This window comes from Clostridium sp. (genome assembly GCF_029258205.1).
Taxonomy (GTDB): Bacteria; Bacillota; Clostridia; order Clostridiales; family Clostridiaceae; genus Sarcina.
Map to the genome: position 1 here is coordinate 1 of NZ_JARHZJ010000035.1, position 14,289 is coordinate 14,289.

Annotated in this window: 13 protein-coding genes, 4 tRNA genes and 1 pseudogene; all 18 read right to left on the reverse strand. The window is 28.5% G+C overall.

The features are described from left to right. Positions 1 to 233 (reverse strand): annotated as a pseudogene (locus Q1J60_RS04735) (lysine--tRNA ligase); the annotation flags it as partial. Between the two features lie 25 nt (positions 234 to 258). Beyond that, the gene (gene greA / locus Q1J60_RS04740; RefSeq protein WP_300259116.1) at positions 259 to 735 is read right to left on the reverse strand and encodes a transcription elongation factor GreA; all 477 of its coding nucleotides are present in this window, start codon (positions 733 to 735) and stop codon (positions 259 to 261) included. Positions 736 to 1,013: 278 nt separating this feature from the next. Further along, positions 1,014 to 1,994, reverse strand: coding sequence for a tRNA dihydrouridine synthase DusB (gene dusB / locus Q1J60_RS04745; protein WP_300259118.1), 981 nt, complete (start codon positions 1,992 to 1,994; stop codon positions 1,014 to 1,016). A 6-nt stretch (positions 1,995 to 2,000) separates the two neighbouring features. After that, positions 2,001 to 2,780 carry a type III pantothenate kinase gene (locus Q1J60_RS04750; protein WP_300259120.1) on the reverse strand — a complete coding sequence of 260 codons (780 nt, stop codon included), beginning with the start codon at positions 2,778 to 2,780 and terminating at the stop codon, positions 2,001 to 2,003. A gap of 202 nt (positions 2,781 to 2,982) precedes the next feature. Further along, positions 2,983 to 4,653 (reverse strand): formate--tetrahydrofolate ligase, encoded by a 1,671-nt coding sequence (locus tag Q1J60_RS04755; RefSeq protein WP_300259122.1) that lies wholly within the window; start codon positions 4,651 to 4,653, stop codon positions 2,983 to 2,985. A 201-nt stretch (positions 4,654 to 4,854) separates the two neighbouring features. After that, on the reverse strand, positions 4,855 to 6,660 hold the full coding sequence (gene ftsH / locus Q1J60_RS04760; RefSeq protein ID WP_300259123.1) for an ATP-dependent zinc metalloprotease FtsH: 1,806 nt from the start codon (positions 6,658 to 6,660) through the stop codon (positions 4,855 to 4,857). Positions 6,661 to 6,733: 73 nt separating this feature from the next. Further along, complete coding sequence (hpt, locus tag Q1J60_RS04765) at positions 6,734 to 7,285, reverse strand: hypoxanthine phosphoribosyltransferase (protein WP_300259125.1); 552 nt, start codon at positions 7,283 to 7,285, stop codon at positions 6,734 to 6,736. A gap of 2 nt (positions 7,286 to 7,287) precedes the next feature. Further along, positions 7,288 to 8,697, reverse strand: coding sequence for a tRNA lysidine(34) synthetase TilS (tilS, locus tag Q1J60_RS04770; protein WP_300259127.1), 1,410 nt, complete (start codon positions 8,695 to 8,697; stop codon positions 7,288 to 7,290). Positions 8,698 to 8,914: 217 nt separating this feature from the next. Next, positions 8,915 to 11,305: a stage II sporulation protein E gene (gene spoIIE / locus Q1J60_RS04775; RefSeq protein ID WP_300259129.1), complete on the reverse strand. Its 2,391-nt coding sequence runs from the start codon at positions 11,303 to 11,305 to the stop codon at positions 8,915 to 8,917. Between the two features lie 323 nt (positions 11,306 to 11,628). Next, positions 11,629 to 11,717, reverse strand: a tRNA-Leu gene (locus tag Q1J60_RS04780). A 16-nt stretch (positions 11,718 to 11,733) separates the two neighbouring features. Next, a tRNA-Met gene (locus Q1J60_RS04785) sits at positions 11,734 to 11,810 on the reverse strand. Positions 11,811 to 11,813: 3 nt separating this feature from the next. Then, positions 11,814 to 11,889 (reverse strand) — tRNA-Met (locus Q1J60_RS04790). Between the two features lie 6 nt (positions 11,890 to 11,895). Then, positions 11,896 to 11,984, reverse strand: a tRNA-Leu gene (locus Q1J60_RS04795). Positions 11,985 to 12,284: 300 nt separating this feature from the next. Then, on the reverse strand, positions 12,285 to 12,689 hold the full coding sequence (locus tag Q1J60_RS04800) for a S1 domain-containing RNA-binding protein (protein WP_003450336.1): 405 nt from the start codon (positions 12,687 to 12,689) through the stop codon (positions 12,285 to 12,287). A gap of 59 nt (positions 12,690 to 12,748) precedes the next feature. Further along, a complete protein-coding gene (locus Q1J60_RS04805) occupies positions 12,749 to 13,069 on the reverse strand; it encodes an FtsB family cell division protein (protein ID WP_300259131.1) in 321 nt (106 codons plus the stop codon). Positions 13,070 to 13,164: 95 nt separating this feature from the next. Continuing rightward, positions 13,165 to 13,539 carry a spore cortex biosynthesis protein YabQ gene (gene yabQ, locus Q1J60_RS04810; protein WP_300259133.1) on the reverse strand — a complete coding sequence of 125 codons (375 nt, stop codon included), beginning with the start codon at positions 13,537 to 13,539 and terminating at the stop codon, positions 13,165 to 13,167. 9 nt (positions 13,540 to 13,548) lie between these two features. Next, the gene (yabP, locus tag Q1J60_RS04815; RefSeq protein WP_300259135.1) at positions 13,549 to 13,848 is read right to left on the reverse strand and encodes a sporulation protein YabP; all 300 of its coding nucleotides are present in this window, start codon (positions 13,846 to 13,848) and stop codon (positions 13,549 to 13,551) included. Positions 13,849 to 13,979: 131 nt separating this feature from the next. Beyond that, positions 13,980 to 14,240 (reverse strand): RNA-binding S4 domain-containing protein, encoded by a 261-nt coding sequence (locus Q1J60_RS04820; RefSeq protein WP_300259137.1) that lies wholly within the window; start codon positions 14,238 to 14,240, stop codon positions 13,980 to 13,982. Positions 14,241 to 14,289: the final 49 nt, after the last annotated feature.

Here is a 14,289-nt window from a genome sequence, read left to right on the forward strand (position 1 = left end):
ACTTTACCTTGACCTCTTTTTGACATAAGTCTTCCAGCAACTTTTACTTCTTTACCTTCTAACTCTTCAAAATTATCTTTTACATCAGCAGAAGAGTGTGTTCTCTCTACCTTGTATACATCAAATGGGTCCTTACCAGCTTCTTGTAATTCAACAAGCTTTTGTCTTCTTAACATCTCTTGTTCACTTAATTGTTCTTCTGTTTCGTGAATATTTATTTCCTCATTTGACATTTAAAAATCCCTCCATCTATATTATCTATCTTCTTATTCCAAGAACCTCAAACTTAGTAGTTCCTCCTGGTACTTCTATCTCTACAACATCTCCAACTTTTTTACCCAGTAAACCTTCACCAACTGGTGATTCATTTGATATCTTAAAGTTAATTGGATCAGCTTCTGCTGAACCAACTATTGAATACTCAACTTCTTCATCAAAATCAAAGTCCATAACCTTAACGATTGATCCAACTGTAACTATATCTGTTGATATTTCTGACTCATCAACAACAACAGCATTTTTAAGCATATTTTCTAATTGAATTATTCTTCCTTCAGTGAAAGCTTGCTCATTTTTAGCTTCATCATATTCTGAGTTCTCACTTAAATCTCCGTATCCTAAAGCAACTTTTATCTTTTCAGTTATTTCTTTTCTTTTTACAGTTTTAAGATATTCTAATTCATCTTCTAATTTTTTAACGCCTTCATATGTCATTATATGTTTCTTTTCGCTCATTTTCTTTCTCCCCTTTGAACATATTATTATAATATCATATTTAAACTTAACCTGTTAATATGCAATTAATAAAAACTTTAAGATTATTAAGCCTAATTATTCAAATTATTATAATTCCTAAATATTATTATGTCAAACTATATATTATATAAGATAGAATACACTAAATAAAAAATCATTATTTAGCTTTAATTCTCACATTTATTTGTATAAATTAAACATCTAATATTTTGCCGATGCTTTATTATATCCAGTTGTACACCCATTTATGATAAATATTATAAATCATTTTTCATTAAATATTCTTTATACTCATTAAGGATACCAATAATCTTATCTGGATCTGCTTCTAAATTCAGCCTATTCTTAACTTCGGTACAATTATTTAATCCTTTTATATACCAAGCTGCATGTTTTCTCATTTCTCTTACAGCCTTATACTCTCCATCATATTTAAGTGATAAATTATAGTGTCTTATACACATATCTATTTTTTCTTCTGGAGTAGGCATATAAACCTCTTCTCCATTTAATTTCTGAACTATTTGCTTGAAAATCCAAGGGTTTCCCATACTTCCCCTTGCAACCATAATTCCATCACAGTTAGTTTGATTTTTAAGACTTAAAGCATCCTCTGCAGTAAATACATCTCCATTTCCTATAACAGGAATATTAACTGCTTCCTTCACTTGTCTTATTATATCCCAATTAGCCTTTCCTTCATACATTTGAGCCCTAGTTCTTCCATGTACAGCAATAGCATCTACTCCTGCTTCTTCCATAATTTTAGCAAACTCAACAGCGTTTATATTTTCTTCATCAAACCCAATTCTAAACTTAACTGTTACAGGCTTTGTTGCAACTTTTTTTATGCTACTCATAATATCATAAGCTAATTTAGGATTTTTCATTAGGGCTGAACCTTCACCATTTTTTACTATCTTAGGTGCAGGACATCCCATATTCACATCTATTATACATATATCATCATTTGTATTAAAATGTTTCTCAGTGACATAAGCCATTATCTCTGGATCATTTCCAAACATCTGACAAGATACAGGTTTTTCTTCATCTGCAATTCTCATTAATTCTTTTGTATTTTCACTCCCATAGTACAATGCCTTTGCACTAACCATTTCAGTGCAAACAATTCCTGCCCCCATCTCTTTACATAATCCCCTAAAAGATATATCTGTAACCCCTGCCATAGGTGCTAAGAAAACATTATTTTCTAAAACTATGTTTGATATTTTCATTACTTTCTACTCCTTGTTTTTTTCGTAAAGAATCTTAAGCCCTTCTAAAGTTAATTTACGATCTACTTCATCAATTACATTCGTTTCGCTATAAACAAGTTTAGCTAGCCCTCCTGTAGCTAATACAAATGGTTCTTTTTCTCCTAAGTCCATCATTTCCTTTTTCATACGTTTAACTATATATTCAACTTTTCCAATATATCCATAAATTATTCCAGCTTGCATACTTGTAACTGTATTTTTACAAATTACACTCTTTGGTTTTTCAAGCTCTATTCTTGGAAGTTTTGCAGCTCTCTCAAATAAAGCATCTGCTGAAATTTTAATTCCCGGACATATATTTCCCCCTAAATAATCTCCCTTTTCAGTAATAGCACAGAATGTTGTTGCTGTTCCAAAATCTATTATTATCATAGGTTTTTTATATTTTTCAAAGGCAGCTACAGCATTTACTATTCTATCTGATCCAACCTCTTTAGGGTTATCATATTTTATATTAATTCCAGTTTTTATTCCAGGCCCTACTAAAATAGGTTCCTTGCAGAAACATTTTCTAACCATGTTCTCTAAAGAATGCATTATATTGGGCACTACTGAGGAAATTATTATACCTTCAACCTCTTCTGGATTTAACTTCGCTTGATTAAATAGTTGCATAACTTGTATTGAATATTCATCTGATGTTTTCTTAGAATCTGTAGATATTCTCCATGATGCTATATATTCTTCATTATCATGAATTCCTAAAACTATATTTGTATTACCTACATCTATTAATAAAATCATGTGTTTTACACCACCTTAATATAATTAAAGACAGCTAATAAAGCTGTCCGGAAAATACCATGTACCCTTTATATAACAATATTAATTTTAACAACTACTATACATTTGTCAAGCAATTACAATTACTAGTTTTTTAATAAAAAAAGGCTTATATGACTATTTTTTTAACAGCGCCATATAAGCCTTAAAATTATCTAAACATTTAGAATAATCCTACTATTTCTCCATCTTCTTTTATATCCATTTTATTAGCGGCAGGAACTTTAGGTAAACCTGGCATTGTCATAACATCCCCTGTTAAAACAACTATGAATCCAGCTCCATTTGAAACTCTAACCTCTTTAACAGTTATATCAAAGTTTTCAGGTCTTCCTAAAAGACTTGGATTATCTGATAGTGAATACTGTGTCTTAGCCATACATATTGGAAGCTTATCTAAATTAAACTTCTCAATTTCAGCTATTTGTTTAATAGCTTGAGGAGTATAGTTTACACCTTTTCCACCATATATAGTTTGAACTATTTTTAATATCTTATCCTTTATTGGTTCTTCTGAATCATAAATCATTTTAAAGTTTGAAGGTTCATTTTCCATTGTTTTTATAACTTTATTAGCTAAATCAATTCCACCTTCTCCACCTTTTTCCCATACTTCTGTTAAGCTAACCTCTACTCCTATATTTTTGCAGAAGTCTTCTATAGCTTTAATCTCTTCATCTGAATCATTTATAAACTTATTTATAGCAACCACTACTGGTACTCCATAAGATTTTATATTTTCTATTTGCTTTTCTAGATTTTTAATTCCTTTATTTAAAGCATCTACATTTGATATACTTAATTCATCTTTTTTTACTCCACCGTGATGCTTTAAAGCTCTTATAGTAGCTACTAAAACTACACAATCAGGATTTAAATTTCCATATCTACATTTTATATCTAAGAATTTTTCTGCACCTAAATCTGCTCCAAAACCAGCTTCTGTTATAGTTATATCACTCATTTTTAAAGCTGTCTTAGTTGCTATTATTGAATTACATCCATGAGCTATATTTGCAAATGGTCCTCCATGAATTATTGCTGGAGTATTTTCTAAAGTTTGAACAAGGTTAGGTTTTATAGCATCTTTCATAAGTAAAGCCATAGCCCCTTGCACTTCTAATTCCTTAGCATAAACAGGCTCTCCATCTAAGTTATATGCAATTAAAATATTTCCCATTCTCTCTTTTAAGTCTTCTAAATCACTAGCCATGCATAATATAGCCATTATTTCTGATGCAACAGTAATCATAAAACCATCTTCTCTTAAGAATCCATTTATTTTACCACCCATTCCAACAACTATATCTCTTAATGCTCTATCATTAATATCCATAACTCTTTTAAATACAATTCTTCTTGAATCTATTCTTAATAAATTACCTTGATGAATATGATTATCTATAGCTGCACATAAAAGATTGTTAGCTGAAGTTATTGCATGCATATCACCTGTAAAGTGAAGATTTATATCTTCCATAGGAACTACTTGAGCATATCCTCCACCAGCTGCTCCACCTTTTATTCCAAATACAGGTCCTAATGATGGCTCTCTTAATGCTATAACAGTATTTTTTCCTATTTTATTTAACGCTTGTCCTAATCCTACTGTAACAGTAGATTTTCCTTCTCCTGCTGGTGTTGGGTTTATAGCCGTAACTAAAACAAGCTTACCATCTTTATTATTTTCTAGCCTTTTTATTGCATCTAAAGATATCTTACACTTATATTTTCCATAAAGCTCAATATCATCTTCTCCAAGCCCTATTTTTTGAGCAATATTTATTATTGGATCCATTTTAGCACTTTGTGCTATTTCAATATCATTTTTCATAACTAAGCACCTCATTCCAAAGTAATCTAATTAATATTATACCCATAATTTCTTAAAAAACAAAGAATTTAATCGAACATTTTTTTATTTTAAATATAAATCATTCGTATAATTGAATAATCTTTAGTCAAATTATAATATAAAATAATTCCTAATTAAATATTAATTATAAAAAAAGAGGTACTTAAGTACCTCTTTTAACTATGAGTTTTTAAATATTTCTCTAAACTCTTCACCATCAATTTTTTCTTTTTGAAGTAAAACATCAGTTACTGCATTTAATTTATTGATGTTTTGTTTTAATATAGATTCTGCTCTACTATAAGCTTCATCAATTAATTTCTTAATTTCTTCATCTATTTTAGCGCTAGTTTCTTCACTTATGTTGCTACTCTTTCCAATATCTCTACCTAAGAATACTTCGCCACCGTCACTATTACCAAATGATATAGGTCCAATAACATCACTCATTCCATATTCCATAACCATACTTCTAGCAATGTGACTAGCTCTATCTATATCATTTTTAGCTCCGGCACTTATATCTCCAATAACTAATTTTTCAGCTACTCTTCCACCTAAAAGTTCAACCATCTTATCCTTAAGTTGTTTCTTAGATGTGTGAGTTCTATCTTCTTCTGGTAAATTCATTGTATATCCTGCAGCCATTCCTCTTTGAATTATACTTATTTCATGAACTGGATCTGCATACTCTAGAAGATTGCTTACAACAGCATGACCTGATTCATGAACTGCAGTAATTCTTCTATCATACTCACTAACAACCCTACTTTTCTTCTCTGGTCCAGCTATCACTCTTGTTATAGCTTCTTCAATATCTTCCATATCTATACTATTTTTACCACCTCTAACTGCTAATAATGCAGCTTCGTTAGTTAAGTTTTCAAGATCTGCACCACTAAATCCTGGTGTCATTTTAGCTAAAACTTTTAAATCAACATCTTCTGATAGATGCTTATTTCTTGTATGAACCTTTAGTACTTCTTCTCTTCCCTTAACATCAGGTGCACCTACTAAAATTCTTCTATCAAATCTTCCTGGTCTTAATAATGCTGGATCTAAGATATCTGGTCTATTTGTAGCAGCTATCATAATTATTCCTTCATTAACTCCAAAACCGTCCATCTCAACTAGTAATTGGTTTAATGTTTGTTCTCTCTCATCATGACCGCCACCAAGTCCAGCACCTCTTTGTCTACCAACAGCATCAATTTCGTCTATAAATATAATACATGGAGCATTTTTCTTAGCTTGCTCAAATAAATCTCTTACTCTTGAAGCTCCAACTCCAACAAACATTTCAACAAAATCTGAACCTGATATACTAAAGAAAGGAACTCCAGCTTCTCCTGCTATAGCTTTTGCAAGAAGTGTCTTACCTGTTCCTGGAGGTCCTACTAAAAGAACTCCTTTAGGTATTCTTGCTCCCATTTCTATATATCTCTTAGGTTGTTTTAAGAAATCAACAATTTCTTCTAATTCACCTTTTTCTTCATCAGCACCAGCAACATCTTTGAAAGTAACTTTATTTCCTTCTAAATTTGCTATCTTAGCTTTACTTTTACCGAAATTCATTACTCCTCTATTTCCACCATTATTTTGAGCTTGCTGTGTGAACATAAATAAACCAAATATTATCACACCTATTATAAGTATTGTTGGAATAAAACTAATCCAAACTCCCATATTATTAGGTGGAAGATACTTTATTACAGTTTCTACTCCTTGAGTATCTTGTAAAAGATTGTCTAACATCTGATTTGAAACATATGAAGTAAACCTCTTACCATCTTTTAAAACTCCATCAACTGACATTTTATCTTCTTTTATGGTCATTGTTTCAACTTTATTTTCTACATATGCTTCTTTAAATTCACTATATGATATCACTTTTCCTTGAGTTCCATTTCTATAAAAAGCAAATGCAAACATAAGTACTATAGCAAAAATAGCTATATAAGTAATCATATTTTGTAATTTTTTCATCTCTACGCCCCCTCTCTAACTATCATTATTAATGAATTTTAACATAAGAAATATTGTTTTACAATATTTTGAATTACTTCTTATAAATTTCTTCTTTTAAAGCACCAATGAATGGTAAGTTTCTATATTTTTCAGCATAGTCTATTCCATACCCAACTATAAATTCATCTGGAACATCAAATCCTTTGTATTTTGCTGAAACATTTGAAGTTCTTCTAGCCTCTTTATCTAATAGAGCAACTATTTCTATGCTTGCCGCTTTTCTAGCCTTTAAATATTCTAAAAGATAGCTTAAAGTAGTTCCTGTATCAACTATATCTTCAACTATAAGAACATGCTTGTTTTCTATATCACTATCTAAGTCTTTTAATATTCTAACAACACCTGAAGTTTGAGATGAGTTGCCATAACTTGAAACAGCCATAAAATCAATTTCACATGGTATGCTTATATTTTTAATAAGATCTGAAGTAAATAATACTGAACCTTTTAATATACCAACAACTAATAAATCTTTTCCAGTGTAATCTTTACTAATTTCTTCAGCCATCTCCTTTATACGTTTAGCTAATTGTTCCTCTGAATATAATATTTTTTTAACATCATCTTTTATGTTTCTTGTCATAATTAATTTTCCTTTCCTCCAAAAGTAATTTTAATTACCTTTTTAGTTTTATTTGTAACTTTAAATGTTTCACTAACATTAGCTCCTACAATCCATGCTATTTCATTATTAAATAGCACTAATGGTATAAAATCTCTTTCTTCTTTAGGTACTTTGCTATTTATAAATATATCTTTTAGTTTTTTACTACTCTTCATTCCTAAAGGAATTATTTTATCTCCATTTTGTCTAAATCTAATATCTATATTGGAAATTTTATCATAATCAAAAGACTTTATAAATCTATCTTTTGAAAATTTTTCACCTTTTTTAAAATCTTCTACTATTAATTCATAATTTCCTAAAATCTCATCTTCTATTACAACTTTTTGATTTTTATCTAATTCATCTTTGATATTTTCTAAATTTAAAACTCTATTATCTTTAATCTTTTTACTATCTATTAATTTTATTCTTATTTCTCCATATTCATTTACAGCAATTACCCCATTAGTTATATTAATCTGTTTCCCTGTTCCTTTATTTTTTAGAGCAATTATGTCCTGTATGTGTTTTAATTCAAAGTTATTATGTTTAGAACTTACTTCAAATAATGCCTTTTTTATTATTCTTGTTAATAAAGCTTCCTTTTCATTAAATGCTTCTTCTTTAACAATTATGCTGCCATTTTCTTTTATACAAAGTTTAAGAAATCTCTTTTCCACTTCTTCTTGTATAAACTCTACATCCTTACTACAGCTATAAGCTAATCTATTTAATGTGGTAACTATATCAGGATTAAAATTCTTTTCTATAAATGGTATTGCCTTTAATCTTATTTTATTTCTAGAATATATTTCTTCTAAATTAGTTTCATCTATTCTAGGTTTTAAATTATTTCTTTCACAATATTCTTCTATTTCTTTTCTTGTTAAAATTAATATAGGTCTTATAAAAACAACATCTCTAACTGGTTTAATTCCAACTAATCCTTCTATTCCAGTTCCTCTTAAAGCTCTCATAATAAGAGTTTCTGCTTGATCATTAGCATTATGAGCTATAGCTATTTTATCTAATGAATATTTATTTTTTAGTTCTTCAAAGAATTTATATCTCTCTTCTCTTCCAGCCATTTCTGTTGAAATGTTTTGTTCCTCACTTATCTTATTTATATCTACCCTTCTTACAAAATATTTTATATTTAAATTTTTACAAAGTTCTTCTGCATAAGCTTCATCTTTTAGAGCACTTTCACCTCTTAAACAATGGTTCACATGGGCTGCATATACTTCTATGTGTAATAATTCCCTAAGTTCACTTAAAATATGTAGTAAACATACTGAATCTGGTCCACCTGATAAAGCCACTAAAACCCTATCTCCACTTTTAATCATGGAGTTTTCCTTTATAAAATCTATAACCTTTTTCTTCATCGTAACTCACTCCATAAATATTATATTTTGCCCTAATATTATAACACATAAAAAATCCATTATGTTCTTAAAAAAATTCGTATAACTAATTTAAAATAATAAATTTAATTATTTACTTAAATATAAAAGAAAGTGCATAAGAACTCTTCTTTTTAAGTAAAATCTATATATAAAATAATCTATAGATTTTATTTAGTTCTCATCCACTCTCCTTTTCTTAATTTATTCCAAAAACCTTAGATACAACCACTGTCATATCATCCTTAGCCTTTCCTCCACTTAACTCCTTAGCTTTTTCTAAAATAGCTATTGATAAATCTTTAGGCTGTCTATACTTAGTATTCTTTAAAAATTCAATTAACCATGTAGTATCAAAACTTCCATCATTTTTAACATCTAAAATACCATCACTTATACTAACTATTACATCACCATTTCCTACTTGCTTTTCAACAGTATCTACATCTGGCTCTTCTAAAACACCAAATGGAAGTGTATTTGAATTTATAACTTCTACCTTATTTCCTCTCTTTATAAAGCTTTCTATAGCTCCAACTTTCATAAACTTAGCATTTCCAGTATATAAGTCTATTTTATTCATATCTAATGTAGAAAATTTTTCATCTTCACTAAACTTTATACTCATAATTGCATTAACTGCATCAATAGCTATTTTTTCATCAAAACCAACTTCCATAAATTTCTCTATTATTTCTACAGAAACTTTACTTTCAATTCCTGCTTCTGGTCCTGAACCCATACCATCTGATATTACAGTTATATAATTCCCATCCTTTGTTCTACCATATGAATATGAATCTCCAGTGAACTTTTCTCCCTCTTTTGTTGCAACTGCCACATGTGAATTAATATGATATTTAGGAGCTTCTTCAATAACTACCTCACACATATTACTTTTGCTATTTATATTACATACTTCACTTCCAATACTCATGTTTTTACCTATAGTTTCACTTATTATAGGAAGAACTACTTTTATACAAGCTTGAGATCCCATACAATTTTCCATTTGCATCTTGATTTTAATTCTTCCATTTTTATCGTTATAACATATTAAACTTCCAAAATTAATACCATATTTTAAAAGAGTTTTTTTGATACTTTTTTCTACATCAGTACATAGATGAAGCTCACTTCCAAATTCATCAACTATTTCACTAATTGTAACTGACATATTATTTATATGATTAGATAATATTTTTCTTCCTTCTCCTAATCTACTTTTTAATGCTTCATTTACCATATAGATATTCATTATATCTTCTAAATTTTTCATTAGAGCATATTTCTTTATGCATTTTTTTTCAAGCTCATGAGGAAAAGTTCCTGAATTATTTTCGTAATTTCTTATTAAATCAGAAAAAGCATTATATGTCTGATGAAGTTCTCTCTTCCAACACATATATCTCATATCACAGTCACTACAAGTTCTATCTGATAAATTTTCTACTAATGCATTTCCCTTATTTTTTATAGATAATTTATCATTACCAACTAAATTGTTTAATGACTTACCCATTATAGATAATACTTCAGTAAAATCTTTCAATCTTTCAGTTAATTCATCTTTAATTTCAGCGAATCTAACTTCACTAAAATATCCAACTTTTTTATCTTTATTTATTTCTAAAGAAATTTTATTGTATATTTTTTTAGGAATTAAAAGAAATAATACTGTTCCAACTATTGCTTCTATAAATGAAATATTATTAAAAACTCCAGAATATAAAGTTACTATTACAAAAATTATGTTAAATGATAAAGCTGTAAAAAGCTTTCCTGACTCTCTAAATATCCCAGCAACTAAACCACAGGCTCCATAAATAGCTATGCTCTCCATAAGGTTTCCTGTAGCAAATCCTAATATTATCCCCATAGTTATACCTGCTCCAGCACCCATATTAGTATCTGAAATAAAAGCTAAAGCTATAATAAAAAGTATAGATGCTATATTTCTAAAGCTAATATCATATAGTGATATAGTTCCAATTCCAACTATTAATAAACATATAAATAGCTCTATACTCACAATTTCATCTATTGAAAAAAAATGTTGAGTATTTATTTCTGCTATACATTTTAATGTATAGCTCACAACATAATATATAGGAAAAACTAATGCTGTTACTGAAATTGTACCTATTAAATGCAAAATTATATCTGAGCTTCCTGATAAAATCCCATAAACAAATAATCCTAAAAATACAATAATAAAACTTGCTATATTTCTAGCCTTTTTATCTAGTTTACTCATAGAAATTATGGTAACTATAGTTGATATTATTATATAAGCTGAAAAGTTACTAACCTTATTAAACAAGGTAATATAACCTACTATAACTCCTAAACTTGATGATAATATATATTTTTTTTCATAATTTGTTATTGCAATTAAATATGCTAATCCAAATGGAGCTAATACTTCAGCTACTCCAAATGTCATATCTAAATACACTCTACTTATTAACACACCTGCAATCATAGTCATAACAAGCCCAATCTTAGAAGCTTCTATTTTCATATTATTTTTTACATTTTCTGAATCCTTTACTCTTTTGTAATTATCAATTTTAACTCCATATTGCATATTTATCCTCCTAACCTTCTATCTTTATCAACATTATAGCAAGCTTTACAGGAAAAATTTGTAAATATGTAGATTAATATTTTATTTTTTTAAGACATAATAAAACAAAAATTTGTTAAATTTATATTTTTTTATATAAATTCTATAATTTAATTCCCATTAAATTGTAAATCAATAGACTAACATCAATTTACAGAAATATATTATCTTTTTTAGACTTTATTAAAGATAATTTTTGTTGAATAAAGTATCTTTTTATCTGTAAAAAGATACTTATATATTAAAGAAAAACAAAAAAACTCATCTTATGATAAGATGAGTTTTGGTGCCGAAGACCGGAATCGAACCGGTACGATGTGTTAGCATCGCAGGATTTTAAGTCCTGTGCGTCTGCCAGTTCCGCCACTTCGGCATATATTAAGTTTAAATGGTAGCGGGAACAAGATTCGAACTTGCGACCCTTCGGGTATGAACCGAATGCTCTAGCCAACTGAGCTATCCCGCCATGTGGTTGCGGGGGCAGGACTTGAACCTACGACCTTCGGGTTATGAGCCCGACGAGCTACCAGCTGCTCCACCCCGCGATGTTGTGGTGCCGAAGACCGGAATCGAACCGGTACGGTGTGTTAGCACCGCAGGATTTTAAGTCCTGTGCGTCTGCCAGTTCCGCCACTTCGGCATGTCATCGTGTTTCCCAACGACAAGATTTATTATACATAAGCACAAGCACACTGTCAACATATTTTTTAAAGTTTTTTATAAAATTTATTATAAATATTAATGAACCCTCATGTAATCTAGAATACAGCTAAAAACCATACACCTTTCTAAATTAAACCTAAAAATAATTAAAATAAAAGTTTTTTATCATAACCTATATATTATTGAAATTCTATTTTAAACCAGTGTTAACTTCTCTACACATACAAAATATAAATTTAAAATCCCTTAGAGTATATCTAAGGGATTTTAACAAATATTATATTGATTTTCTTTTTCTTTGTTTAACATCCTGATGTTTTTTTACATCTTGAAGTCTTTCTTCACTATCCTTTAAAAACTTTGACATTATATCTTCAAAATTTTGTTTTGGCTTAGCTTTCTTTTCATTATTCCAATCAAAATCTGCAGGTTTAACAGATTTCTTCTTTGGTGGCATAGCTTGCTTTATTGATAAGCTTATTTTGCCTTTATCATCAACTGATATTACTTTCACTTTAACTTTGTCATCTTCTTTAAGATGCTCTCTTATATCTTTAACATAAGTATCTGCTACTTCAGATATATGAACTAAACCTGTCTTTCCTTCCACCTCAACAAACGCACCAAAGTTTGTGATGTTAATTATTCTACCCTCTAATATGTTTCCTGCCATTAAGGTCATGTTTAAAAGTTTCCTCCTTAAATTTATAAATAAAATATATGTTATTTTTAATAATAACCTTATTTATTCTGATTGTTTTTTACTTCAGAATTATTTTGCTTATCTTGAGGTGAATCTGAGTTAGTAATAACCTTCTCGCCTTCCTTAATCATACCTAATCTTTCTCTAGCCATTCTCTCTATGTATTCGTCTGTTGAAGATTGGTTTACCTCATCTTGTAACTTCTTATTTTTATCTTGAAGCTCATTAAGCTGAGTTTGCTTAGCTTCTATGTCTTTTTTTATTTTGTTCATTGTAAGTTCTTGTCTAACATAAGAAATAACTAATATAGCAATTAATATAATTATTACCATATTTTTTAGATTCATTCTTTTTTTCACTCTTATACCCCCATACTTGAAACGGTACGATATAAGTCTATTGTAAACACTATTATAGCTTAATTCAAGCAATTTTTACCTCATGAATTAACTTTTTAATTCGTAAATGTATTTTTAAATGCATATCTTATATTTTTCAATATTATTCTTAGATTCTTTAATAGTATAGCTAGAATTTTATGTTGCATTTTTCTAAAATATTTAGATAATGTTTTTAAATAAATAACTAAAGTTATTCCCATAAACACATATACATATACACCTAAAAGTGCATAATTATATTTTAGTAAAAATACAAATACAATTAAACTACACCATACCCAAAATAATATATCTTCAATTGTTATTAATATTTTATTTTTACAAACTCCCCTAAATTCTCTATAAATATCAAATAAAAATCCAATTATTATTCCAGATAATATTGCAAAAATAACAATTTTAAATTGAATAGTTATATCTAAAAGCATATCTCCCACCTATTTAAATATTTTAGAAAGTAATTTTATATTTCTTTTACGCTTATTTTTTTTATTTAAGTAATCAATATTACTAATAAATCCTCCTATTATAACCTCCCCATTTTGAACATCTAATTTATTCATCTTTAATTCAGATCCCTTTATTAGTAATGGGCCTAAATCTGTTTTCAAACTTATTTTTTCTTCGTCAAAGTTTATAACTTCATTTACCCCTGTAACGGATAAAATTTTTCTATTTTCTAAAGATAAATTGCTTGTACCTTTTATTGTTTTATTTTCATCTTTTTTATCAGTCATAAGAAAGCCTCCTATGTAAAAAAATATTTTCCCTAACTTATGATTATTCATCTTTACTCAAAAAAATGACTAATATAATTTTTAAAAATTATATTAGTCATTTTTAATAATAAAGTTTTAAGTTAACCATATTATTCTTTATCTTCTTCGCCTTCTAGTATCTCATACATCTCTTTAGCGTTTTCTTTTCTAACATGTTCAGCAATGTTTATAACTCTTGCTTTTAAATTTCTGTTTCCAAATAATATTTCTATTACATCACCTTCTTTTATATCATTTGAAGGTTTTGCAACTTTTCCATTTATTATTACTCTACCACTTTCACAAGCTTCCTTAGCAACTGTTCTTCTTTTAATTATTCTAGAAACTTTTAAATACTTATCTAATCTCATAGGACATCCTCCTTTATTTTAAAGAAACTTCATTAATTGATAAAAAAAG